This is a genomic window from Candidatus Limnocylindrus sp. (assembly GCF_040397215.1).
Taxonomy (GTDB): Bacteria; Chloroflexota; Limnocylindria; order Limnocylindrales; family Limnocylindraceae; genus Limnocylindrus.
This window is the reverse complement of the sequence record NZ_JBBAWK010000015.1, coordinates 1571-24042: the sequence shown is the minus strand read 5'-3', so window position 1 is coordinate 24042 and position 22472 is coordinate 1571. Positions and strand designations below refer to the sequence as shown.

Sequence of the window (22472 nt, the reverse complement as noted above, 5' to 3'; positions counted from 1 at the left end):
CTCCCCACGCCGACATCCTGCGACTACAAGGGCTCTGACACCGCTGGGGATCACAACCGGAAGTCACCGGGCATGGACGCGGTTACCTACCACTTCCCTGCACTGCTCCCCACACCCGAGGCGAAGAATAGCCACGCCGGCCCCGACTACGCCCGCATAAACCGGGAGGGCTCCGGTGGGCATGATCTCGTCACCGCAATCTCACTCCTCCCGACACCAGCCGCGCAGGACGGTAACGGCGGTGGGCGCTACAGCAGCGAAGGGCACCAAACCACGCTGCCCGGTGAAGCACGGCTAATCACTAAGGAGAACGATGCCGCATCAGAAGGAAGACCCAGCGACTACGTTCTGCTTCCCACACCCAACGCGAGCGACTGCACGGGCGGTGGCGCCCATCCAGATGCCCGTGAAGGCCACAGTCGGCAACTCATTGACTTTGCGCTACTCGCAGGGTCAACCGCTTGGGGTAAGTACGAGCCCGCTATCAGAAGGTGGGAGCAAATCGTCGGCCCCGCTCCTGCGCCAACAGAGCCGAACCGGAACGGCAACCCGCGCCTCTCAGCCGCATTCTCCGAATGGTTGATGGGCTGGCCGCAGGGCTGGGTCACCGACCCAGACATCGGCATCAGCCGCAACGACCAGTTGAGGATCGTCGGCAACGGCGTTTGCACTCAGCAAGCCATCGCGGCGCTGCGATATCTGCTGGCGGTCAGCGTATGAATCTCTGCGAATGCGGCCACCAGCCCGGCGACCACCACATGAACTTCGGTGTCTGCGGAGCCGAAGAGCAGACCCTGTGGGGTCCAGCCCGCTGCACATGCCCGAAGTACGAATTCCAAGGAGATAGCTGATGCGTATCCGTTCGACCAAGCCGGAGTTCTGGCGCAGTGAGCGCATCGCGTCGGTGTCATGGGATGCCCGACTGGTTCTCAAGGGCTTGGAGTCCTATGTCGATGACAACGGAGTGGGTAAGGACGACATCGCTTTGATCGTCGGAGACATCTTCTCTCGCGACATGCTCGCGAACCCTCGCGAGACTGTCGCGAGGGTGTCCGAAGCCATTTCCCAGCTTTCCGAAGCCGGTCTTTTGTGGCGCTACGAGGTCGAAACGACCCGACTGCTCTACATCGCGTGGTGGGAGTCGATCCAACGCATCGACAAGCCGGGCAAGGGGCGTTTCCCCAGGCCAGACGGCACATTGGGTTACGGCGAATCAGAAATTCGCGAGAGTGTCGCGAAATGTCGCGAGAGTGTCGCGCCTGGAACAGGGGAACAGGGGAACAGGGGAACAGGGGAATCTTTGGTTACTTATGTAAGCGGCGAAATTGACGAAGCGCCGGCCAAGCCGACGCCACGCAAAAAGGGCACAAGGATCACAGACCCCGACTGGATGCCCCAACAGAAAACCGTGGATCGCATCAAGGCCGCCTTCCCTCGCATCAGCAGCGACCAACTACGCAACGAACACGAACGGTTCATCTGCTGGGCTACCGGCTCCGCATCGGCGAACGCCGTGAAGTTGGACTGGGAAGCGACGTGGTCCGGGTGGATGCGCCGCGAACTCGTCAAGGCGACGCCAACCCAAATCGGCACGAACGGGAAGACCCACAAACTTCGGGCGCTGGCCGACTTGGCCGCAGAGGTCCGCGAAATGGAAACCACCAACGGAAGGGCACTCGAAGCATGACCACCATCTCCGAAGCCATTGAAGTGATGGGCGTCGTCGCGGCCTGCCACCACCGAACCGCACCGCGCATGGATGACCGGGAAGTCGTCTTGGTGACCGCTGAGATCTGGGCAGAACTCTTCGAGGTCTACAACCTGTCGAAGGACGACTTGGTAGCCGCGGTCAAGAAGCGTGCCCGCGGTGCCCCAGATGCCCCAGAGCCGGCCGAGATCATCGCGATGGCGCGGGAGATCCGGCGGGAGCGGGCCGAACGTGAAACCACCGAAGAACGCGAAGCCCGCGAGGACGCGTGGGATGCGAAACTGTTGGCGCAAAACAAGGCGCGGTTAGCGGCCCTGGTCGATCCCGTGGCTGCCACAAAGGCGATTCGGTGAACGGCCAAGACTTCCTCGACGGGTATCGCATCGGCCTAGGCGAAGCAATCAGCAGCATCGAAACCGTCGCCGACAAAGTCCCCGAACTGTGCAGCCCCGAGGAAACCGAAGCGATCCTGCGCGCCATCGCCTCAGGCCTGCGCACCATCAGCGCCAGCGCCGCCCTGGCCGAGGAACAGCCATGAACATCCCCGAGCAGATCGGCGACCCCGACAGCCCACTCGTCCACGACGCCCTAACCCGGGGCTGCGACCAATGCCACGCACCCATCGGCTCGCTCTGCACCAAACGGGGCGGCATCCACCACGACCTCCAAGGCAGGGTCATCCACATCGGCCGCATGGGGGATCAATGACGTACACGCGCCGCGACATCGCCGTCATCGCCTACGCCCTTGGGCTACTCACCGGCATGATCGTCGCCTTCGCTAGCTGCTCCCCGACACCCGAAGCGCCCGTAGACCACAGCATCTCGACAGGAGCCGACCGATGACCGAATGTGGACGCTGCGGAGCGAAAGCGCACAACACCTTCCTCTGCCGGGAATGCATCACCACCGCGCAAACCATCCTCGCCGACCTACCGTGGTGGCTTGACCGGCTCACCGAAACCGCCACCGGCCAAACCCGCATGGCCGACAATGGTGGCCGGCGCAGCGCACGACGCAAAGACCTCGACGGTGACTCGGAACTCGCCGCCTGCATCGAACTACTGCCGAAGGCCGATGACTTGGAGAAGGCCCGTAAAGCCCGCCAAAAGCAATCCTTAGCCCACGCGGTGGCTACCGGAGGGGTAAACCTTCGGGCGAGCGAATTGCTCGCTGAGATTGCCGACAGCTTGAGTTACTGGTGCCGGGTGCTGTGCGAACAACGCGGCCTGCACTACGAGCCCAGCCCGCTACCGGCAACGCACGGCGCGAACCACGCCCGGTGGCTACGCGTCAACGTCGGGGCCATCGCAGGCTACGAAGACGCCGCCGACATCGTCGGAGATCTCGAAACCCACCTCGAGGACATCGTGAAGGTCATCAACAGGCCGATCCGCTGGTGGCATCTCGGCCCATGCCCCGGATGGCGTGACGACCAGCCCTGCCTGACGGAACTGCGAGTACCGGCAGAGTCTGACGAAGTTCACTGCCGGCGCTGCAAAAACACCCACACCGTCCAACTGCTCCTCCTGGCCAAGAAAGCCGAAGCAGAAGCCAACACCATGACCCGCAAACAACTCACCCGCTACAACCGAGAACTCCCCGCAGAGTTCCAAGTGCCACCCCGAACCCTGCAACACTGGCTCGACACCGGCCGCCTCACCGCCACCGGAACTGAAGGCGACCCGCTGTATTCCTGGATGGATGTGCGCCTACTCATGCTCACCACGAAACACGCAGGCAAGTCAGCACCCAAAAAGTCGGGATGAAATGCTAACCTGACAAGCGATGCCACTCGTTTGGCAAGAATCCTTTAACCGCACGCCCAAATTACGCCTCGACTGCCCACGCATTCGGGGCGTTTTGCATTCCCGAGAACGGAGAATCGCCGTGACCGATGTGCCTGAAGAAGTTACCGAAGAGGTAACCGAGGCCGCCCCCGTCGAAGAACTGGCCGTCGAGCCCCAGGCCCACAAGCCCAACCTGCTGCACACCATCATCAACAACCCGGTGTGGCTGGCCCTGCTGTTCCTCACCGCCATCGTCCTCGCCCTCATCATCCTCGCCTAACCCTGATGGCCGTCGTCCGCAACACCACACGACGCAACCGGCACCGCCGCATCATCGCCAAAGGCAAGCCACCCTGCCACTGGTGCGAACAAGACATCAACTACGACGCACACCACCTTGACCCACTGGCCTACCAAGTGGATCACGTCATCCCGCTGAACAAAGGCGGCATCGACGAGCTGCACTACCCCGACGGAACGACCCAGAAGGTCGCATCACATCGGGCATGTAACCGAGCGAAGAGCGACAAGATCATGCTCCCGGCTGGGGCAAGCTACATCACCCAACGGAGATGGGCATGAAGGCAGCACTGCTCGCCATCGCCCTACTGTTCACCACCCCGACCGCAGTCGCTCACGCCGCCGACGAACAAGGATTCCTCGACACCATCGCGGCCCTCGGATACACCGACACCGCCGATGCGATCAGTGCCGGCTACACCGTCTGTGCCATGAACCGGTCAGTCGGCCAAAGCCTCACCGAGCGGATCCTGCGCCGCATCCTCAACAGGGCCGCCGATGCCCAGGATGCCGAGAACGCTGAGCCGTTCGCCGAGGCCGCCATCGACTATCTGTGCCCACGCGTCTGATCTTCTGCGATGTGGGTGGGGGGGGCCGACCGGGCGTCCCCGCTGGTGCCGCTCCAGGGCATAGGCCAAATATCTCCCCACCGTTTTCCTCTCCAACCCCCAACCGCCAAGGAGGTGCCTGATGGCCGCTGTACGTCAAAGATTGCGCTCTGTGAAGACCGGCGAACCGACCCCGAAGGCTGCCCCGGCACGCAAGACTGTCGCCCAGGCGGCGAAGTCGGGTCAGCAGCGGGAGCTGCTGGTGGCGATGCGCGATCGGATTGCCGAAACCTTGTCGGGTGATTGCCCGCCCCGGGATTTGGCTTCGCTGTCGAAGCGGCTGCAGGACATCGCCAAGGACATCGCGGCCCTAGACGCCACGGTCGCCGCGCAGTCCTCCGCCGAGCTTGATGACTACGACAACACTTTCGACCCCGCGGCTATCTGAGGTCGCCCGACATTTGGTGATCCCCGAGGGGATTGTCACGTCGGTGTATCCGAAGATTGAGAAGCGGCTGAACGAGGCCGGCGTCTTCTTCGATGTGTGGCAGCAGGGTTGGGGCAAGGTTGCGCTCGGCTGTCGGGCGGACGGTAAGTTCGCGGCCACGATCGGCGGGGTGGTCGCTTCGGTTCCCCGCCAGGTGGGCAAGACGTTTACGATCGGCCATTTGTTGATCGGTTTGGCGTTGGAGTATCCCGGGGTGCGGGCGATTTGGACTTCGCACCATAACCGGACGACGACGAACACGTTCCGGTCGTTTCAGGCGATGGTGGGCCGCAAGTCGATTGCCCCATTGTTGGCGTCGAATGGGATCCGCACGGCGAACGGTGAGCAGGAGATCCGGTTCGCTAACGGTTCGATCATCATGTTCGGTGCCCGGGAGTATGGCTTTGGCCGCGGCTTGGACCGCATCGACATGATCGTTTTGGATGAGGCGCAGATCCTGTCGATCAAGGCACTTGAGGACATGGTTCCGGCGATGAACCAGGCCCGCAATCCGCACGGCGGTTTGTTGGTGTTCATTGGTACGCCGCCGCGGGAAACCGATCCGGGGGAAGTTTTCTCGGAGAAGCGCCACCAGGCGTTGTCGGGAAAAGCCACGAATCAGGTGTACATCGAGATTTCGGCTGATGAAGATGCCGACCTTGATGACGAGTCGCAGTATCCGAAGATGAACCCGTCGTTCCCGGCGCGGACTTCGTTGGAGTCGATGCTGCGGATGCGGGAGAACCTTCCCGACGAGGATTCGTATCGTCGGGAGGCGATGGGGATTTGGCCGAAGGTGTCGCATCATGTGGCGGTGATTTCGCCGGCGGTGTGGCGGGATTTGAAGGCTGTTGGCCCCCAGGCCGATGTGTCCCCGGTGGCGTTCGGTGTGGACATGTCTCACGGCCTGCAGATTTCGGTGGTGGGTTCGTGGCTGTGCGGGGAGAAGATCCACACCGAGGAGGTGTGGGCCGGTGATGATGTGGCTGCGGCGGTCGAGTGGATCGCTGCGGGCGCGAAGCGGCGCATCCCAGTTCTGATTGACGGCTATTCCCCGGCCGCCCAGATGATTCCTGAGTTGTCGTCCCGTGGCGTGAAAGCGAAGCGGACGACGGCCGGGGATATGACGAAGGGCTGCCTGATCTTTGAGACCCGCGCTAACGCTGGCACGCTGTCGCATTCGGGTCAGCCTCAACTCGCTGCGGCGGTGGCTGGGGCCCGTAAACGTCCGATTGGTGATGCGGGCGGGTGGGGTTGGGATCGCCGCGATGCCACGGTGACCATTCATCCGTTGGTGGCGGCCACGTTGGCGTTGCTGTCGGCGTCATCGACCAGGGCCCCGACTAACGGCCAACGTATTTCAACCCGGAGAGGGGCTGTGCTGTTGTGATCACCCCTTATTCCGATAATGGTGTGCTTTCCTCGGCTTATACGACCGGCGAGTTCATGGCGATTCATTTGCCTGGCCTGTCGTATGACGAGGATCGGCTGCTGAATCATCTGTTGCAGCAGTTGCATGACCGCACCCCGAGAAACTTGTTGCGGGCCTCGTATTACGACGGCCGGCGGGCCATCAAACAGGTGGGGACGATCATCCCGCCGCAGTACTACAACCTGGGTTTGACTTTGGGCTGGTCTGCGAAGGCCGTCGATGTGTTGGCGCAGCGCACCAACCTCGACAAGTTCATTTGGCCTGACGGCGATTTGGACTCGCTGGGCTTCACCGATGTGTGGGAAGCGAACTATCTGCGCTCGGAAGCCAACTCGGCGTTTGTTGCTTCGCTGATTCACGGTGTTTCGTTCTTGGTGAACACCAACGGCGACACGAATGAGCCCACGTCGCTGATCCATGTCAAGGATGCGATGTCGGCGACGGGTGATTTTAATCAGCGGACCCGACGCATGGACAACCTCCTGTCGGTGACCGGGTGGGATCAAGAACTGGGCTATCCGACCGAGATGGCCCTGTATTTGGATGGGGAGACGATCACCGCCCACCGTGAGGATGGTGTGTGGTCGGTAGACAGGATGTTCCACGACTACGGCGTCCCCGTCGAAGCGTTGGTTTACAAGCCGCAGGTGCGCCGGCCGTTCGGCTACTCAAGGATTTCCCGGCCGGTGATGTCGATTCATGACCAGGCGGTGCGGACGTTGATCCGCATGGAAGGCCACGCCGACGTGTACTCGTACCCAGAGATGTGGATGTTGGGTGCGGACGAGAAGGTGTTCCGCAACGCTGACGGGTCGATCAAACCGGCGTGGCAGGTCATGCTCGGGCGTATTAAGGGCATCCCCGATGACCCTGACGCGGATCCGGCGTTGGCGCGGGCCGACATTAAGCAGTTCCAGGCGCACAGCCCGCAGCCGCACATTGATTTGTTTCAGCAGCACGCCAACAACTTTTCGGGCCAGACGAACATTCCGGTCACCGAGCTGGGTGTGCAGGCCCGGACGAACACGACCACGGCTGATGGCACTGATGCGGCGGATCGGGCGTTGGTTCGCACCGCGGTTGATGCGATGGAGAACTGGACGCCATCACTGAACCGGTCGATGTTGCGGGCCCTAGCGATTCAGAACGGTTTGTCGTCGGTGCCGCGTGACTGGTGGACGATTGATGCGAAGTGGCGGCCGGCGGAATGGTTGACGAAGTCCGCCCAGGCCGACGCGGGGATGAAGCTGATTTCTGCTGTGCCGTGGCTCGCCGACACCGAAGTCGGGTTGGAGCTGCTCGGTTTGGATGAGCAGCAGATCGCCCGGGCCATGTCGGAGAAGCGCCGGGCGTCGGTGACCACACTGCTGTCGCGGATGCCCACCACCCAGCCCCGGCCTGTGACCCCGGTGACCGATGCCGGTATCGGCGGCTGAACGCCGGTTCATCCTCGACAATCTTGTCGGACTGGCCGAGGCCGACATCAGGAAGCTGTGGAAAGCAGCCGAGCTACAAACCGATGTGGCTTTCGCCGCCTACATGACCCAAGCCTTCCCCGCGCTCGTCGATCCGTATCAGCAGATGGCTGCCCAGTTGGGTGCGACGTTCTTTGAGGCCGACTTCCCGACGATCACCACCCCGGCCGTGCAGGCACCGCCACTACCTGTCGAGCAGTTGACGAAGTCTGTCGGCTGGGCGTTAGGCGCTGAAGGTGTTGCGGCGATTGACCGCATGATCGGTACGACGCAGCGCGCCATCTACGACGGCGAACGCGACACCACCGCGCTGAATGCGACGAAGAACCGGATGAAGTGGGTGCGGGTCGCCCGGCCTGACGCCTGCGCGTTCTGCCGGCTACTTGCGTCCCGGGCGGCAGCAGCAGACGGCCAATACAAAACCGAGCAGAGCGCACGCTTCCGGGCTGACGGCAAGAAGTATCACGACGACTGCCGGTGTACTGCGAAGGCTATTCCTCGCGGCGAGGATCCGATGGATTACCTGTCGGCAACGGAGCCGCAGTTCGCCGACCTGGCGGCGCAGTGGAGCAACGAATACGACAAGGCCCGCGGCGCAGCCAGCTCCGGTGACCCAAAGAAGATCCTCGCCGAGTGGCGGGCCTTCAGTCCCGAAATCCGCTAGACCCCACAATCCTCCCCGACCAAACGGTTTGGGGTCACTTCCGAAATGGGAGAACCGCTATGTCCGATGTAACGACCGCCGAGGTAACCGAACCGGTAACCGAGGACAGCACCACCACCGATGCCCTCCAGCTCCCCGATGATCACCCGTTGGTGAAAACCCTTGCAGCGCAAAAGTCCGCCATCAAGGAGCTGAAAGCCAAAGCTTCCCGCCTCGATGAGATCGAAGAGGCGCAGAAGTCTGAGGCCGAGAAGGTCGCCGACCGGTTGGCGAAAGCCGACACCGAGGTGGCCGGGATCCCGTCGAGGGTGTGCGAAGCACTCAAAGTCCATCTGATTGCGATTCACGAGATCGCCCCGGAGGACGCAGAGCTGTTCTTAACGGCCACCGACCCGGAAACCCTGCTGAAGCAGGCTGATCGGCTGGTCGGCCAGTCGGGCAAACGCAAGAACATTGTTCCCCGCGAGGGGCGCACACCCAATCAAAGCCTTGTCGATCCGACGCGGGATTTCCTGCGTTCGATCAACGGGCAGTAACCCCAGTTAAGGAGTATCAAAATGGTTGCTTTGCAAAGCACCGACCTGTTCCTGCCCACCAACATCGCGAATGGCATCGTGGAGCGCACCAAGACGGCATCGACCGTCGCCGCGCTTTCCGGCCAAGAGCCGATGCGTTTCGGCAACGTCAACATCATCACCTTCGATGAGGATCTGTCCGCGGAGTTCGTTGAGGAGTCCGAGCACAAGAGCAGCGACGAGGCCCGCCCGGCTTTCGTCACCGCCGTCCCCCACAAAGCGGTCGTGCAGATGCGGACCTCGGATGAGTTCAAGTGGGCCGACGAGGACTACCAGCTCGGCATCCTCGCCAAGTATCAGGAGAAGTGCGCCCGCGCCATCTCCCGTGCCTTGGATTTGGGCCTGTACTACCGGCTCAACCCGCGGACCGGCACCGAGATCACGTCGTGGACGAACTACCTGAACACCACCACGAAGCGGGTTCCGGTTGGCGCAAACGCCGACATGGACTTCGAGGCCGCCGCCGGCAAGGTCATCGCCGATGGCTACCCGGTGAACGGTGTGGCGTTCGACCCGTCCTACGCCTGGACCCTCTCGACCGCCCGCTACGCGGACGGCCGCAAGAAGTACCCGGAACTTGGCCTGGGCAACGGCATCTCAACCTTCGAGGGTGTCAACTCGGCCACCAGCTCCACGGTGTCCGGTAAGGCCAAGGATGGTGACGCCACCGACAACGGTGTGAAGGCCATCCTGGGCGACTTCCAGGGCGGTATCCGCTGGGGCATCCAGAAGTCCTTCCCGTTCCGCATGTTGGAGTTCGGCGACCCGGACAACGCCGGGCGCGACCTCGCCGGTCACAACGAACTCCTGTTCCGCACGGAGATTGTGTACGGCTGGTACGTCTTCTCCGATCACTTCGCGGTCATCGAGGGTGCCCCGTCGCCCAAGGCTGCTGAGCCCGCCAAGGCTGCCAAGTAAGCAACCGTTGAAGCGGGGCCCAGGTGATCCTCGGGCCCCGCTTTGCGGGAGACACCATGCCTGCTGTCAGCATCGGCCCCGAAGACCTTAAGCCGTTCGCACCAGACATCCCACCTGACAAAGCTCAGGCGATGTGCGACGACGCGATGGCGCTTGCCGCTTTCTATGCGCCGTGCATTTTGGATCCCCGTTTTGAGTATGAGGCCGCGGCGACGGCGATTATTCGTCGGGCAATCCTGCGTGCTAACGAAGCCGGCACTGGGGCGATCACGTCGCAAACCGCCGGTGTGTTTTCGGTGGGTATTGATTCCCGGGTCGGCCAGAACGGCATGTTCACCGACAAGGAGATCGAACAGCTTCAGTTGATGTGCGCTGATCCGAACGCCGGCAAGAACGGTGCGGGGACGGCGTGGGGCTACGACACCATTCCGACTGGGACGGTGCAGCAGCACGCCGAAGTGTGTTGCAAAACCTTCAACGAACCTCACTGTTCGTGCGGGGCGAACCTCACCAAAACGGGACAGCCCCTGTGGGATGGCTACGCGTCGTGAGTTTGTTCCCGCTGCCGTTCTTCTGCCTGCATGAGGCTTACACGCCAGGCGAGGAGGACGGCCACGGCAACACCACCCCGGGATGGTCTGATCCGGTTGAGGTTCCGTGCATGTGGTGGCCTTTGAACTCGGAGGAGCCTGCGGGCCCACCTACGGGTTCTGATCGGGTGGTCGGTGAGTTGGCCCTGGTGGTCAACGTGGCCATCCCGATAGATCACCGCGACAAGTTCACCGTCAAAGACCAGGTGTTTGAGGTCAACGGGCTCGCCAAGAACTACGACTACGGGTCGTTTGGTTTCGCCCCGAATCGCAAAGTCATCGAACTGAGGATGGTGCGGTGACGATCCGATTCAAACGTAACGAGGCCGGGTTCAACGCCCTGCGTACCTCGCCTGTCTACAAGGCGATGCTCAAAGGGCACGCAGACCGGATTGAGGCGGCCGCCAACGCGATCCCCTCAACGACCACCCCGGCCGCGACCGAACCGTATTACGAAACCTACGACGCCAGCGATGAACGCCGGTCCCGTTACCGCATTGCGACGGCCAACCTTCGCGCACAGCGCCATGAGGCAAAAACCTTTGCACTGAACCGGGCCTTTAGTAGCGATGCCTGATTTGTTGATGTTCCCCGACATGGATCGGGTGGCCCGCAAGTATCTTCTGGCCGGCCTGGCCGAGCAGGGGATCACCGGGGTCAAGGTTTCGACCCGAATCCCCTCCCCGATGCCCGACTGGTTCATTCGCTGCTTCGCACTTCCGGGTTCGGAGACCACGATGCGAACCCAGTGGGTTCAGGTGATCGTCCAGGTGTATGGCACCGACGACGAGTACACATCGCAGTTGGCGCGGACTTGCGCGGCGGTGATGAGGAACGCTTCCGAAATGGAAGTGGATGTGTTCGACAACGGCGAAAAGCTGTATCTGGTCAGTGAACCCATTGAGAAGAATGGCCCGTTCCCGACCGACGACCCCGACATCCCAGACCGGTCGCTCTACCAAGTGAACCTCGTTTGGAACGTCCAGTCCCAACTGTATTTGCCCTAATCACAATAGTTTCCAAGGAGGAAACCATGACTGCACCAGCCCCCACCGCTCACACTCTGAGCAAGAACACGTTCGTCGGTGTCCCGAAGATCACCGGCGGCATCTTCCTGGTCCCCTCGACCATCGTGCTGCCGACCGACGCAATCACCCCTCGCCCCGATGGGTGTATTCGCCTGGGCGGTGTGTCCGACGAGGGCTACACCTACATGTCGGAGCGCCAAACTGATACGCGCCGCGACTGGAACGGGTCGAAGATTCGCACGCTGACCACCAGCGTCGATGATTCCTTCGAGGTGACGTTCATCGAGTTTCTGAACCCGGACCTCCTGGGTGTGCTGTACGGCCAGGAGAACGTGACAGTGACCCCGCCGTCTGCGGTGACCGGAACCACAATCACGGTGCGTCACTCCACCGAGCAGTTCGAGCACGGTGCTTACATCATCGACACGTTCGACGGCAAGGTCACTCGCCGCCGGGTCATCCCCGATGCTCAGCTCGACAAGATGGATCCCATCGTGGAGCGCAGCTCGGAACTCTCGGTCTACAAGTGCACCTTCTCGATCTATCCCGATTCGCAGGGGTACACCAGCTACGAGTACACGGTGCTCGATGACGCCACCGGGACTCCGGCCCCGATGTCGGCTAGCGAGAAGGCCGCCCAGGCCGATCTCGCTGCGGAGGCCAACAAGGCCGCCGCCGAGCAGGCCGCTACCGATAAGGCCGTCGCAGCGGAGAAAGCCGCCGGCACGAAGTAGCACCACAGGAACACCTCCCCGCGCCGTCAACTCACCTTGGCTCGGCGCGGGGAGGCTTCCATCACCAGCCAAGGTGAGCCAAGGTGACAGCAATGCCGAAAGACAAGCCCGAAACCGATCAGCCAAAGCCCGGTGACACCGACTTCAACTGGTCTGCCCTGTACGGCACCGACGAGCTGTACGTTCACACCTTCCCGAACGGGACCGTGGTGGCGTTGAAGCCGTTTTCGTCAATCTTTTCGAAGACGTGGTTGTACAAGATCCGTTCGTTGAAAACGAATGTGGATGTGGAGTTAGCGGCGTTGGACCGCGGTTCCTGCCCGCAGGCCCGCGCCGTCCTCGAATCCCTAGACGACACTGAGGGTGATCCGGTAGATGAACTGTGGGCGGCCTGGTCAACTGCGGACACGAAGAACGCTGACGGCGAAGGGTTGTCGGCGGGAAACTGATGTGGCTGGCCGATCAGGTGGCCGGCCCTTTGGCTGATGCGCTCGACCGTGATCTTCGTTGCGACGGTATCGAGTTTGATTCGTTGGGGTGGCGCGGCCTGTGGTCGTACATCGTTGCGGCCCCGCCAGGTACGGCGATTTATCACGCCCGCAATGAGGGTTGGACGATTGCCGACCATATTGCGGCTGAGCAACTGTACGAGCTTCGCAAGTTGGCGTGGCGTTACACGGCTTTGCATTTCAAGCGTGGCGCGGATCAGCCGTTCCCCGAGCAGATTCCGCGTCCTGGGGTTGCGGCCCCGGAGCGGTATGACGGGCCGACGTGGGAGACCGCGACCATTGAGGAACTTGTTTCGCCGGAAGTACTGGAACTGCTACGAGGTTAGAGGAGGTGAGCCATGCCGGAGTTAGGAACAGCATGGTTGACACTCGCGATCTCGACTGAAAACGCCGAGCGGGATATCAAGCGTGCGTTGAATCGGGCGGATGGAACCGCCGCCGGCCGTAAAGCCGGTCAGCAGTTTTCGGCCGGTGCCTCGCAGGGCCTTTCGGGTCTTCCAAGCAGCATTTCGGGGAAGATGGCGTCGGTCGGGGCGTTGGGTGCGAAGGCTCTCGGCGGGGCTTTGACGTTGGGTGTTGCCGCGGTGGGTACTGCGGTGACCGCCACTTTGGGTGCGGCGTTGTCGAAGGGCTTTGACCGGCTCAAGAGCATTGATGATGCGAAGTTCAAACTGAAGGCGTTGGGCAACTCTGCCGAGGATGTCCAATCCATCATGGATTCGGCGTTGGCGTCGGTGAAGGGCACTGCTTACGGCCTGGGGGATGCCGCCACCATTGCGGCGTCTGCGGTTGCGGCCGGTGTGGAGCCGGGCCAGAAGCTGACTTCCTACTTGAAGTTGACGGCTGATGCTGCCGCGGTTGCGGGCACAAGCCTCAACGACATGGGCATGATCATCAATCAGGTTCGCACTTCTGGTTCTGCCTACACCGAGGACTTGAATCAGTTGGCGGGCCGGGGCATCCCCATCTATCAGTGGTTGGGTGATGAGGCGGGTGTCGCGGCTAGTGAAGTGAAGAAGTTGGCCTCTGAGGGCAAGATTTCCTCGGAGATGCTCGAGGCGGCCATCCAGAAGAACATTGGTGGCGCGGCTAAGACGATGGGCGAATCGTTTTCCGGGTCGGTGGCGAACGCCCAGGCGGCGTTGGGCCGCTTAGGTGAGGCACTACTGAATCCGGTGTTCAGTGCGGCCCCCGGCGGGATTTCGGGGATCACCGAGGCCCTGGACGGCATGACGGCGTGGATCAACAACAACCAGGGCACCATCGTCACGTTTTGGACGACAATCGGCGATGCCGCCATTGTTACTGCGCAGTCGATTTTGCAGGCGACCGGCGAGATCACTGTGGCGTTTGGGCAACTGGTGGGCGGCCTCGGCAACCTTGAGGGCGGGCTGCTGAAGATTCAGTCTGCGGGCGCACGCCTGGCGGGGAACACTGAAGAGGCCGACCGGCTACTCGCAGCCGCCGAGGTGGCGTTCGGTAAGGGCGAATCCATCAAAGAGGCCGGCGAGAGCATGCTCGGCTTGGCCAGCAACATGGACAATTCCAGGGACAGTCTTCAGGCTTGGGGTCAGGCGGCCCGGGACAACGCCGAAGTGTTTGGTCGCCTCGGCGGGGATGCGGCGGCGGCCAAGGACAGGATCAAGGCTGCATTCGACGAAATCCCGAAGAATGTTCCGATTGACATTCAAACCCCCAACGGGGTTGAGGTGTTGCAGCTTCTCGGTGAACTCGGCGTGAAGATCAACCGGGACAACAAGAAGGAAATCGAGATCACCGCGCCGATGGCACCGGAAGTGCTTACCGCCCTGGAATCGTTGGGTGTGAAGGTGCGCTCCGACAACGGCAAGGTCATCTTGGTTGAGCAGCAGGGCGCGGAGGAGGCGGGTGCGCAGATTGACGCCGCCGCCAACAAGGAGCGCACCGCCAGTATCAGTGTGATCGCCAAGTATGGCGCGGGCATTGTTAACGACCCGGCGATTCAGCAGCAATTCAAAGATGACTTCGCTGCCACTTTCGGGCGGGGCCCGGTGAAGCCTCGCGCCGATGGGGCAATCGTTCCGATGGAGAACGGCGGTTTGCGCCAAATTGAGAAGCCCGACCAGGCCGACATTTATGCGGGACGCGGCGCGGGCACGATCTTCGCCGAGGAGCAGACCGGCGGGGAAGCCTACATTCCGTTGGCCCCGGAGAAGCGTGGCCGCAGCCTGCAAATCTTGGCCGAGGTTCAACGCCTGTTCGGTGTGGGTTCAATGGCTGAGGGCGGGGTTTCCACCGATCAGCCGATAGGTTCTGGCGGCGACCTGTTGAGCAGCCTGCGGGTCGCTGTCACCGATCCGATTGTTAGTGCGCTCAACGGTATTCGTAGCGCCTTGTCGTCGGGCTCGCGGTACAGCGGCGGCTCTTCAATGTCTTCGGCCGGGTTCGATGCGGCCCTGCTTGCGATGGTGCCCAAGGGTGGCAGCTATGACGCCGCCGGCGATCTGTCGAAGGGGCTGGCTGACTGCACTTCCGGCATTGAGGATCTCGTCAACCTCATTGACGGCAAGTCCACGGCGGGCCGCAGCATGGCGACGGGTAATGCCGCCGAGTGGCTGTCCGCTAACGGGTTCATGCCCACTGACACCCCGATGCCGGGCACGTTCCAGGTCGGTTACAACAGCCACCACATGGAGGCGACCCTGCCAGAGGGCACAAACGTCAACTACGGCTCCGATGCCTCGGTGGCTTCCGGCGGTATCGCTGGGGCGACGGGCGCGTGGGCTGCCGAGTTCACCCAACAGTTTTACCGGCCGATGGATGCTTTAGTTTCCTCAAGTGAGGAACTGAACGGCGTTCTGCGGGACCGTATCGCCGCCGAGGGCGACCTGACTTCTATGGCCGCCGACCAGGCCGCTGCGCCGCAGAATCAGGACTTTTCCTCGCTGGGTAGCAGCTTCATGGGCGGGATCATGCAGTCCATCGGTTTGGACGGCAGTGTGTTCTCCAATCCGTTTGAGTGGGCCAATGTGAAGTCGGGGATGGCGTTGGCGAACTGGGGTGGCGGGCTGATTCAAGGATTGTCTGGCGACGGCCCTGCCGCCGGTGGCGGTGGGATGGGAGTTCCCGGCCTCGGCGGTATCGGCGATTTCCTTAAGCCCCTCGGCCCGGGTGTGATGCAACCCCAAACCGCCCCCGACGCCCCACATCAGGGCGGCGGCCAGCCCCCCGGTCCTTCCGTTGTTGTCAACGGGAACCTTGGCGTGAATCCACGCGACTTCACCCAACGTGTTGATGCGGCGCAAAACCAGTCGGTTCGACGCAACCTGAGCGCAGTGAGGCCGCAATGACCCGCATCGAAAAGTTGCAGTTTGATCAGTGGTCGCGGTTCGACACCACCCAGGAAGTGGAGTTGGGCATTGATGAGTGGGTGCGCCCTGACGGCACCCCCATCTATCAGCCCGTCTCGGATCGTCATCCCGGCTGGCAGCGGTTCACAAACTGGTATGACTTGGGGCCGTGGGGCCGGCAGTTGCGCGGCAAGGCCACCAAGATCGTCTATTTGTCGCCGTCCGGTGAGCGGCTGTGGAATCTGGCTGGCGATTGGGCGGGCAAAGAGGGTGTCGTCCTGGGCGAGCAGCTCAAGGGTTCGATGCATATGCCGTTCGATCAACGCTATTCCGGCGGTGCGTATCAGATCGGTGAGGATTTGGAGCGCACCGACTACCGCAAGCGGGTGTTCCAGCTCGGTGTGATCGCCGGGCCGGGCATCAACTTCCTGTCGCGGAAACGTTTCCCCGACAACGAGTTCGCCTACCGCATGTTAGAAGAAAAGTGGTGGTCGGATTGGCCGACGCATCACCGCGCCCCGGCAGGGTTTTGGGGACAGTTCACCCGCACTCACGGCTGGCGGTGGATCCGGGTGCGCCAGGGCGAAGCCAACGACCAAACCCTTGATTTGGATCCGGTGGCCTACGGCAACAACTGCCAAGCCTGGTCGATGACCATTCACGCCGCGTTCCCGTTCTACTCGAAGCGCCCATACACGAAGGTGTGGGTCAACGACGAGGCGAACGCCCTCATCAATGGCCGCAACCACGGGGTCATTCATCTCCCGAACCGCGGCGACTGGGATCAGTGGCCCAAGTTCATCGTCGAGGGCGGATCCCGGCGCGGGGACACGGTCACCATTCAGGACGGCATCACCGACCGCATGGTGGAACTGCCCGAAATCTATGACACCGACGGGGCGATCCTGGTCGATACCGATCCGGCGAAACGCACCCTGACGGCGTCCACCGATCCGGCGGATAACTGGTATTACAAGCTGATCCGCAACTCCGAGGTTTTGGACTATCTGCTTGGTGATGTGTCAAACGCCGATTCGGGTTTGCCGGTTGGCCGGCGGATGCCCGGCGGTATCGGGTTCACATCCCAGTTGCCGAAGAAGGCGACGACGAGTATTCGGGTGACGCACACCAACCCTCGCGGGAAGATCACCGCCATCGTGCCGCAGTGGTACCAGATGGGCTTCGCATGAGTGGTGGCTTTGTCACCCGTCCCGCACGCCCGGATGTCCGGCAGATCACCGAGGGCAACGACGCCATCACGAAGTGGCGGCTGTTGGATGCCCGCCGCCAACTGGTCATTGATTCCAACCGGCAGCGCCCCCTGATCAGGTTGTGGGATAAACGCTTCTCCTATCTGGGGACGGTGTGCGGGGAACGCACCGTTGAGTTCGGCCGGATGATGGACGATTCGGCGACGGGCACGATCTCGTTGGCGTGGTCGGATTGGCTGGCCAATCTGTGCGCCCACGACACCCGGGTCGAAGAGGACTTGCATTTGACGATTGATCCGAACCCGAACAACCGTTCGTGGCGAACCCGCCTGGGCTATCGGGTGTCGGCGGTGCGGGCCGTCAAAGGTGAGGACGGCATCAAAACCGTTGAGCTGGACATCGTGTCGTTGCGGGAGCACGCCAAACATATTCGTATCGCGAACGTGCCTTTCATGCCACCGGAATTCCAGCCGCTCAAGGCGTGGATGTGGATTCAAAATATTCGCTCCGGCCTGGCCTTCACGACTTTCCTGAACTTGGCGAAGAACTACTGGCCGATGTTCGCGGTGCCGTTGTCGTTGATGGATCCGCTGCACTGGGTGACGACCCGGGTGGGAAACATTTCGCCGCTGCATTGGCCGGTCCAGGTGCAGTTCGTCAACCCGATCTTTGACCAGTCGCGGGTGCTGCCCATTGTCAGCAAGTGGGGCGATTTGCACACGGTGGCCGAGCCGCTGATGGATGATGCCGGCGTATGCCTTGTCGATTACATTTGGCTTCCCGAAGATACGACTTCCCCGCACCCGGAGTTGGCCGCGATGGTCGGCGAGGAAAACGCTCGACCGTCGCGGGCCTGCGTCGTCCTGGCGTTTGAGGACAAGTCTGGGGTGACCGGTTTGACCGGGACCGCCGCGGACGGGGTGATCAACGGTGTCGCTGCCGTCCTCGATGACACGATCACCGAAATCTTCTTCCCGCTCGATGAGAACGGCGACGGCGTCACCGACCCGTATTTTCGCAAGCTGTTGGGTGCGGCTCCGGAAATCCCGTCTTTGGTGTGGCGGGACTGCGAATACTCGGGTTTGACCGCTTCGCAGCACAAGCAGCAGCGGGCCACCTCCCAAACCGTGTACACCGGATCGCATTCGCCGACGTGGCTGAATCAGTCGTTGCAGTTTTTGCAACGGTGGGCGCTCGCCCAGTTGGACACCACCATCACGACCGGGACGACCCAGGACTTCCAGTTGCCCCTGACTTCCGGGCTCAACGAAGTGGTCCAGGGCCAGACCGACGACCTGCTGTTGGCCTACCAGAAGTTCACGAACCCGAAGACCGCAACATGGTTGAACGACTACGCCCTCCTCGAGGGGTTTGAGCAGGGCAACGGCTTCGCCTACGTCGTAGCCTCGGCGCTCACACTGCGACAGGGACTCTTCAAGCGGTCCCCGAAAGTGTCGTTCACGATGCAGGCCCGGGATGGTGAACCGTGGTGCTACGGCTACGACTACACCATCGGGGATCGCGGCCTGTTCGAGATCGACTACATCTATTACACCGAGCAGATCCGCGGCATCAAGTGGCGGTATGACGAATCGACAGCGATCCGCGCCGAACTGACCATCGGCAGGGATCGCGACCAAGATCCGTTCGAAGCGGGGATGAAAGCGTTGGCGGACGGCTGGAACGCCATCGGGTCACTCATCGGCGGCACGGCGGTCGCGGAGTGAGCCAGAAGGAAAGAATGTCGGCGGCGATGCGAACCTACGCCGACGCCCTGGAGTTCATCCCCGGCCCGACCGGCGACATGATCTATTTGGATGCGAAAACACGGTTGGGTATCGCCTGGCATTTAGCCCGCGCTGTCGGTGAGGATGCTGTCATTAAGCGCCGGCCGATCCCGGCGAGGCCCGGGCAGATGGCCGGAATGATCCAGTGGGTTCCCCTCGACGCCCCCGACGACCTTCCCGACGAGACGACCGCATTCGGTCCTGTCCCCGACGCCCAAGACTTACATGATGCGCTGCCCTGGCACGTCCGAACCCACATTCAAGGGAGCTTCAAGTGACCGCACCCATCCCCGGCGATCCCGTATACCTGGGATCGTTCCTCGCCAACACCCACTGGTACGGCGTGGTCGGTGACGGTGACACTCCGGCGATGCAGGTCGCCACGATGGAGGCGGTCGGCCAAGACGCGGTGGTGTGCCTCGATGCGTTGAAAGGCGACACCGGGGAGAAGGGCGACCCCGCCGAGATCGTGCAGATGCAGTACGACCCGCTCGTCAACAAGCCGTCCGATCTGCCCACCGATTTGAACAACTCCAGCGATGTGGGCAAAGCGTGGTGGGTGGACAACCTCGTCTATGTGTGGGCGGGGGATCACTACGAGGCGAAGGCGATGGGCTCACCGGGCCTGCCCGGGGAAACCCCCCACATCACCACCACCATGGAGCTACTGCCCCCCGAAGGGGAGTCGGTGGTGGAGCAGTCCGGCACATCACTGAACCCGCACCTGAACTTCAAGCTGGCCGCCCCCCGCGGCCCCACCGGCCCTGCCGCCGCCATCGTGCTGGCTGAGGACTACGACAACACGTTGCCCCCACTGGGCGGGCAGGTTGTCACCTGGAACGACAAAAAGGATTTGTGGGAGCCCAGCGACTTCGCGGCGAAGCAGCCCCGCCTCTACTCGGTACCCGAAGCGGCGTTCATGGACTTCACCGGCATGACCCAACGCCACACCATCTTGAGCTTCACCATTGAGGCCCAGGACTACGACTGGGTGCCTTACGTCCACGGCCACATCAAAGCGTTCGGTGTGGAGCTGGGCGACTCCGACCCGATGACCATCGGCTGCGAGGTTCGCATCGGCGATCCGACCGCCGGCACATTGGTGGCCCGCTCGCACGGCACCACCGCCAACTGGACGACGGTATCCCCGCACTTCTCCTCAAAGGGAGATCCGACGACGGCGGTCGCCCCCGACAACGGGGTGGCAACAATCCGGGCCGGGGCAGAAGCAACATTCTCAGTGAACCTTGTCAACGACGGCTTCCTCGGGGTCTACAGCTACACCAAGGCCGGTTCGCAGTTGACCATCGTCACGTTCCCGCAAAGCTAGATCATGGCCTACACCAGAACCTGGAATGTGCGCGTGCCAATCCGGCCCGGCGACGACGTGGCAACCATGCTGTGGCTGCTCCGCGAATCCGCGGAGACAACCGCCGAATCGTTCCTCCTGAAAGTCACCGAGTTCATTGACCTCGGTGAAGTGAAGCCCGAAGACATTGATCCTCGCGGGGTCAAAGCACTCGGCGAGGACTACAAACACTGTCGCTTCCGGGCCTACCGGGTGGTCGCTGAACGGCCCGTCGATGCCTAAAGCGTTCGACCGAATGCAGTTGTCGGTCACCCACAACCCGATCATGCGGATCACCGAGGAAACCCCGCACACCCCGGACTTCATCAGCCCGTGGCTTGTTGGCCCGTTCGAACTGATCCAACAAATCATCGACGCCCTCATGCAAGGGTTCCACGGCTGGTTTGATCAGACCGGCTTTGATGTCGGGGATTTGGTCGGCCTGGGTTCCACTATCGGTCAGTCGTTGGGCGAGCTGAATGCGGTGGTGCAAAAACTGTTGGCGCGTGCCGTCGCTGGCGTGTTCGCGATTGCCGAAAACTTTTCCACCTACATTTCCGGTTTGTCGCTGGGGTCGAAGTGGAAGCAGTGGTACACCGGCGTCGGGGATGGCCTGCTCGGAATCGCCAACAACTTCGCCCAGTTCTTGGGCGGGGCGGTGAACCGCACAGCGTTCGCCTTGTTTATGTCCCCGGAGGGAGCGCAGCGCACCCTCACCGACACGCAGCGGGTCGGCGTGGTTTTTTCGGTGCCCGCCAACTGGGGCACCACGTCATACAACTCCATTTTGGGCCGCGCTAATTCTGCGGGCACATCGTATGTGTTCGCGAAAATGTCGGCAAACACCGCCGAGATCGGGTTTCTCAAAAGCGGTGCAGTGACTGTCCTCGGGGCGGCCACCGACTTCCGCTTCAAGAACGGTGCCGCCTACTGGCTGGAGGCCGGCATCCCAGGATCGCCGCGAACCTTCCGGCTGTTTGAAAACAACGCCCTGATACTTGAGGCAGTCGATACGGCGGCCGGTTCAATCATCGGCGCAGATAACCGGTTCGCCGGGTTCGCCACGATGTCCCCAAATGCGACAACCCGCCCCGGTGTTGCCGCCGGGTTCGCCCTCTACGACAACGAACCGCAGGCGGTGACCGGCTCCGGGTTCTCCCGCAGCCGCACCCTGAGCACGACCGCGAACCTGTCGAAGGGCGACCAACTGTTCCCGAACGGCTGGTTCGACAAAGTCGATTACGTTACCCCGGACTACACCTACGTCAGCACAGGCAATGCGCTAACTGTCTCGGCGGCCGGCTGGTATCTGGTCAACATCGTTCAGTACGCCTCCGGCGGGATCATCCTCGACGGCGGGCAGGTCCGTTCCACGGTGCGCCGCAACGGCAAAGTCGTTCACGCCGGCCCGCCCACGAACTCCAACCAGACCGTCGGTCAGCAAGGCTTCGACGGCACATTCCTTGTGTACTGCGATGCCGGGGATATTTTGCAGCCCGGCTACATCTCGTCGTGGGATTACAGCGCATTCCTCAAAACCGGGGATGCGGGCAAGTCCACCTACTGGACCGTCAACTTCATGTCCAACACCACACCCCAGGAGGGCGGCACAAATGTCTAACGATGCGGTGATCACAGCAATCGTCAAAGTGGTTGGCGACATGACCGAAGATCAGGTGCGCCGTGTGTTGGCGGCCCGGGACATGGTGCATAGCGGCTCCCCGGTGGGCACGGTGATGCGGGATCCGAAGACCGGTTGCGTTGCCCTGCGGGTCACCGAGAACGGTGTGGCGGTGTGGCAGGTTTCCGCGCCTGCCGGCGACAAGTGGGTGGATATGCAGCCCACCCTGAACGGCTGGACCCAACTACATGACGGGATCACGGAATGACGACTTCACGCCACATGCCGGGCAACGCGGACCTCACCTACTTTTGGGTGCGCTGCCATTTAGCACCGATTGTCGCCGACGTGTCCACCGACACCGACTACAACCCCGGTCTGACCACCATCACCGCGACGGTCATCTTCACCCCACGGTT

General features: G+C 62.1%; 30 protein-coding genes and 1 pseudogene. All 31 read left to right on the top strand.

The window, feature by feature from the left end; all coding sequences use genetic code 11:
• Positions 1-720 (top strand): annotated as a pseudogene (locus AC3LCN_RS04690) (DNA cytosine methyltransferase); the annotation flags it as partial.
• 130 nt (positions 721-850) lie between these two features.
• Positions 851-1687: a hypothetical protein gene (locus tag AC3LCN_RS04685; RefSeq protein WP_488648931.1), complete on the top strand. Its 837-nt coding sequence runs from the start codon at positions 851-853 to the stop codon at positions 1685-1687.
• Positions 1684-2061 (top strand): hypothetical protein, encoded by a 378-nt coding sequence (locus tag AC3LCN_RS04680; protein ID WP_488648930.1) that lies wholly within the window; start codon positions 1684-1686, stop codon positions 2059-2061. The genes AC3LCN_RS04685 and AC3LCN_RS04680 overlap by 4 nt, the downstream gene beginning before the upstream one ends.
• Positions 2058-2246 carry a hypothetical protein gene (locus tag AC3LCN_RS04675; RefSeq protein WP_488648929.1) on the top strand — a complete coding sequence of 63 codons (189 nt, stop codon included), beginning with the start codon at positions 2058-2060 and terminating at the stop codon, positions 2244-2246. Before AC3LCN_RS04680 ends, AC3LCN_RS04675 begins: the two co-directional genes overlap by 4 nt.
• Entirely contained in the window at positions 2243-2416 is a 174-nt protein-coding gene (locus AC3LCN_RS04670) for a zinc finger domain-containing protein (RefSeq protein WP_488648928.1), read from the top strand. The genes AC3LCN_RS04675 and AC3LCN_RS04670 overlap by 4 nt, the downstream gene beginning before the upstream one ends.
• A complete protein-coding gene (locus AC3LCN_RS04665) occupies positions 2413-2553 on the top strand; it encodes a hypothetical protein (RefSeq protein ID WP_488648927.1) in 141 nt (46 codons plus the stop codon). The genes AC3LCN_RS04670 and AC3LCN_RS04665 overlap by 4 nt, the downstream gene beginning before the upstream one ends.
• Positions 2550-3476: a hypothetical protein gene (locus tag AC3LCN_RS04660; protein ID WP_488648926.1), complete on the top strand. Its 927-nt coding sequence runs from the start codon at positions 2550-2552 to the stop codon at positions 3474-3476. Before AC3LCN_RS04665 ends, AC3LCN_RS04660 begins: the two co-directional genes overlap by 4 nt.
• Before the next feature lie 121 nt (positions 3477-3597).
• Positions 3598-3777: a hypothetical protein gene (locus AC3LCN_RS04655; protein WP_488648925.1), complete on the top strand. Its 180-nt coding sequence runs from the start codon at positions 3598-3600 to the stop codon at positions 3775-3777.
• Positions 3778-3782: 5 nt separating this feature from the next.
• Positions 3783-4079: an HNH endonuclease gene (locus tag AC3LCN_RS04650; RefSeq protein ID WP_488648924.1), complete on the top strand. Its 297-nt coding sequence runs from the start codon at positions 3783-3785 to the stop codon at positions 4077-4079.
• Positions 4076-4366 (top strand): DUF732 domain-containing protein, encoded by a 291-nt coding sequence (locus tag AC3LCN_RS04645; protein ID WP_488648923.1) that lies wholly within the window; start codon positions 4076-4078, stop codon positions 4364-4366. Before AC3LCN_RS04650 ends, AC3LCN_RS04645 begins: the two co-directional genes overlap by 4 nt.
• A 121-nt stretch (positions 4367-4487) precedes the next feature.
• Positions 4488-4793 carry a hypothetical protein gene (locus AC3LCN_RS04640; protein ID WP_488648922.1) on the top strand — a complete coding sequence of 102 codons (306 nt, stop codon included), beginning with the start codon at positions 4488-4490 and terminating at the stop codon, positions 4791-4793.
• Between the two features lie 43 nt (positions 4794-4836).
• Entirely contained in the window at positions 4837-6222 is a 1386-nt protein-coding gene (locus tag AC3LCN_RS04635) for a terminase (protein ID WP_488648921.1), read from the top strand.
• Entirely contained in the window at positions 6219-7700 is a 1482-nt protein-coding gene (locus AC3LCN_RS04630) for a phage portal protein (RefSeq protein WP_488648920.1), read from the top strand. Before AC3LCN_RS04635 ends, AC3LCN_RS04630 begins: the two co-directional genes overlap by 4 nt.
• Complete coding sequence (locus AC3LCN_RS04625) at positions 7681-8403, top strand: VG15 protein (RefSeq protein ID WP_488648919.1); 723 nt, start codon at positions 7681-7683, stop codon at positions 8401-8403. Before AC3LCN_RS04630 ends, AC3LCN_RS04625 begins: the two co-directional genes overlap by 20 nt.
• Before the next feature lie 59 nt (positions 8404-8462).
• Positions 8463-8939 carry a hypothetical protein gene (locus AC3LCN_RS04620; protein WP_488648918.1) on the top strand — a complete coding sequence of 159 codons (477 nt, stop codon included), beginning with the start codon at positions 8463-8465 and terminating at the stop codon, positions 8937-8939.
• A 21-nt stretch (positions 8940-8960) separates the two neighbouring features.
• Entirely contained in the window at positions 8961-9896 is a 936-nt protein-coding gene (locus AC3LCN_RS04615; RefSeq protein ID WP_488648917.1) for a phage major capsid protein, read from the top strand.
• Between the two features lie 56 nt (positions 9897-9952).
• Positions 9953-10447 carry a hypothetical protein gene (locus AC3LCN_RS04610; protein ID WP_488648916.1) on the top strand — a complete coding sequence of 165 codons (495 nt, stop codon included), beginning with the start codon at positions 9953-9955 and terminating at the stop codon, positions 10445-10447.
• Complete coding sequence (locus AC3LCN_RS04605; RefSeq protein WP_488648915.1) at positions 10444-10788, top strand: hypothetical protein; 345 nt, start codon at positions 10444-10446, stop codon at positions 10786-10788. The genes AC3LCN_RS04610 and AC3LCN_RS04605 overlap by 4 nt, the downstream gene beginning before the upstream one ends.
• Positions 10785-11063 (top strand): hypothetical protein, encoded by a 279-nt coding sequence (locus AC3LCN_RS04600; RefSeq protein WP_488648914.1) that lies wholly within the window; start codon positions 10785-10787, stop codon positions 11061-11063. Before AC3LCN_RS04605 ends, AC3LCN_RS04600 begins: the two co-directional genes overlap by 4 nt.
• Entirely contained in the window at positions 11056-11493 is a 438-nt protein-coding gene (locus AC3LCN_RS04595; RefSeq protein ID WP_488648913.1) for a hypothetical protein, read from the top strand. The genes AC3LCN_RS04600 and AC3LCN_RS04595 overlap by 8 nt, the downstream gene beginning before the upstream one ends.
• 26 nt (positions 11494-11519) lie before the next feature.
• The gene (locus tag AC3LCN_RS04590) at positions 11520-12248 is read left to right on the top strand and encodes a phage tail tube protein (RefSeq protein ID WP_488648912.1); all 729 of its coding nucleotides are present in this window, start codon (positions 11520-11522) and stop codon (positions 12246-12248) included.
• 92 nt (positions 12249-12340) lie between these two features.
• Positions 12341-12697, top strand: coding sequence for a hypothetical protein (locus AC3LCN_RS04585; RefSeq protein WP_488648911.1), 357 nt, complete (start codon positions 12341-12343; stop codon positions 12695-12697).
• Complete coding sequence (locus tag AC3LCN_RS04580; protein ID WP_488648910.1) at positions 12697-13083, top strand: hypothetical protein; 387 nt, start codon at positions 12697-12699, stop codon at positions 13081-13083. The genes AC3LCN_RS04585 and AC3LCN_RS04580 overlap by 1 nt, the downstream gene beginning before the upstream one ends.
• A 12-nt stretch (positions 13084-13095) precedes the next feature.
• Positions 13096-16086, top strand: coding sequence for a tape measure protein (locus AC3LCN_RS04575; protein WP_488648909.1), 2991 nt, complete (start codon positions 13096-13098; stop codon positions 16084-16086).
• Complete coding sequence (locus tag AC3LCN_RS04570; RefSeq protein ID WP_488648908.1) at positions 16083-17276, top strand: hypothetical protein; 1194 nt, start codon at positions 16083-16085, stop codon at positions 17274-17276. Before AC3LCN_RS04575 ends, AC3LCN_RS04570 begins: the two co-directional genes overlap by 4 nt.
• A complete protein-coding gene (locus tag AC3LCN_RS04565) occupies positions 17273-19024 on the top strand; it encodes a Gp37-like protein (RefSeq protein WP_488648907.1) in 1752 nt (583 codons plus the stop codon). Before AC3LCN_RS04570 ends, AC3LCN_RS04565 begins: the two co-directional genes overlap by 4 nt.
• On the top strand, positions 19021-19362 hold the full coding sequence (locus tag AC3LCN_RS04560; protein ID WP_488648906.1) for a phage gene 29 protein family protein: 342 nt from the start codon (positions 19021-19023) through the stop codon (positions 19360-19362). Before AC3LCN_RS04565 ends, AC3LCN_RS04560 begins: the two co-directional genes overlap by 4 nt.
• Entirely contained in the window at positions 19359-20414 is a 1056-nt protein-coding gene (locus AC3LCN_RS04555) for a hypothetical protein (RefSeq protein WP_488648905.1), read from the top strand. Before AC3LCN_RS04560 ends, AC3LCN_RS04555 begins: the two co-directional genes overlap by 4 nt.
• 3 nt (positions 20415-20417) lie before the next feature.
• Positions 20418-20675: a hypothetical protein gene (locus tag AC3LCN_RS04550; RefSeq protein ID WP_488648904.1), complete on the top strand. Its 258-nt coding sequence runs from the start codon at positions 20418-20420 to the stop codon at positions 20673-20675.
• A gap of 13 nt (positions 20676-20688) precedes the next feature.
• On the top strand, positions 20689-22053 hold the full coding sequence (locus AC3LCN_RS04545) for a DUF7257 domain-containing protein (RefSeq protein ID WP_488648903.1): 1365 nt from the start codon (positions 20689-20691) through the stop codon (positions 22051-22053).
• On the top strand, positions 22046-22321 hold the full coding sequence (locus AC3LCN_RS04540) for a hypothetical protein (RefSeq protein WP_488648902.1): 276 nt from the start codon (positions 22046-22048) through the stop codon (positions 22319-22321). The genes AC3LCN_RS04545 and AC3LCN_RS04540 overlap by 8 nt, the downstream gene beginning before the upstream one ends.
• The last annotated feature ends 151 nt before the right edge of the window (positions 22322-22472 follow it).

Excerpts from the sequence above, each read along its gene's own strand:
- AC3LCN_RS04575 (WP_488648909.1), top strand. The coding sequence starts at position 13,096 with ATGCCGGAGTTAGGAACAGCATGGTTGACACTCGCGATCTCGACTGAA.
- AC3LCN_RS04660 (WP_488648926.1), top strand. The coding sequence starts at position 2,550 with ATGACCGAATGTGGACGCTGCGGAGCGAAAGCGCACAACACCTTCCTC.
- AC3LCN_RS04670 (WP_488648928.1), top strand. The coding sequence starts at position 2,243 with ATGAACATCCCCGAGCAGATCGGCGACCCCGACAGCCCACTCGTCCAC.
- AC3LCN_RS04610 (WP_488648916.1), top strand. The coding sequence starts at position 9,953 with ATGCCTGCTGTCAGCATCGGCCCCGAAGACCTTAAGCCGTTCGCACCA.
- AC3LCN_RS04620 (WP_488648918.1), top strand. The coding sequence starts at position 8,463 with ATGTCCGATGTAACGACCGCCGAGGTAACCGAACCGGTAACCGAGGAC.
- AC3LCN_RS04685 (WP_488648931.1), top strand. The coding sequence starts at position 851 with ATGCGTATCCGTTCGACCAAGCCGGAGTTCTGGCGCAGTGAGCGCATC.
- AC3LCN_RS04585 (WP_488648911.1), top strand. The coding sequence starts at position 12,341 with ATGCCGAAAGACAAGCCCGAAACCGATCAGCCAAAGCCCGGTGACACC.
- AC3LCN_RS04590 (WP_488648912.1), top strand. The coding sequence starts at position 11,520 with ATGACTGCACCAGCCCCCACCGCTCACACTCTGAGCAAGAACACGTTC.
- AC3LCN_RS04565 (WP_488648907.1), top strand. The coding sequence starts at position 17,273 with ATGAGTGGTGGCTTTGTCACCCGTCCCGCACGCCCGGATGTCCGGCAG.
- AC3LCN_RS04680 (WP_488648930.1), top strand. The coding sequence starts at position 1,684 with ATGACCACCATCTCCGAAGCCATTGAAGTGATGGGCGTCGTCGCGGCC.
- AC3LCN_RS04545 (WP_488648903.1), top strand. The coding sequence starts at position 20,689 with ATGCAGTTGTCGGTCACCCACAACCCGATCATGCGGATCACCGAGGAA.
- AC3LCN_RS04570 (WP_488648908.1), top strand. The coding sequence starts at position 16,083 with ATGACCCGCATCGAAAAGTTGCAGTTTGATCAGTGGTCGCGGTTCGAC.
- AC3LCN_RS04650 (WP_488648924.1), top strand. The coding sequence starts at position 3,783 with ATGGCCGTCGTCCGCAACACCACACGACGCAACCGGCACCGCCGCATC.
- AC3LCN_RS04615 (WP_488648917.1), top strand. The coding sequence starts at position 8,961 with ATGGTTGCTTTGCAAAGCACCGACCTGTTCCTGCCCACCAACATCGCG.
- AC3LCN_RS04550 (WP_488648904.1), top strand. The coding sequence starts at position 20,418 with ATGGCCTACACCAGAACCTGGAATGTGCGCGTGCCAATCCGGCCCGGC.
- AC3LCN_RS04625 (WP_488648919.1), top strand. The coding sequence starts at position 7,681 with ATGCCGGTATCGGCGGCTGAACGCCGGTTCATCCTCGACAATCTTGTC.
- AC3LCN_RS04645 (WP_488648923.1), top strand. The coding sequence starts at position 4,076 with ATGAAGGCAGCACTGCTCGCCATCGCCCTACTGTTCACCACCCCGACC.
- AC3LCN_RS04540 (WP_488648902.1), top strand. The coding sequence starts at position 22,046 with ATGTCTAACGATGCGGTGATCACAGCAATCGTCAAAGTGGTTGGCGAC.
- AC3LCN_RS04665 (WP_488648927.1), top strand. The coding sequence starts at position 2,413 with ATGACGTACACGCGCCGCGACATCGCCGTCATCGCCTACGCCCTTGGG.
- AC3LCN_RS04595 (WP_488648913.1), top strand. The coding sequence starts at position 11,056 with ATGCCTGATTTGTTGATGTTCCCCGACATGGATCGGGTGGCCCGCAAG.
- AC3LCN_RS04580 (WP_488648910.1), top strand. The coding sequence starts at position 12,697 with ATGTGGCTGGCCGATCAGGTGGCCGGCCCTTTGGCTGATGCGCTCGAC.
- AC3LCN_RS04640 (WP_488648922.1), top strand. The coding sequence starts at position 4,488 with ATGGCCGCTGTACGTCAAAGATTGCGCTCTGTGAAGACCGGCGAACCG.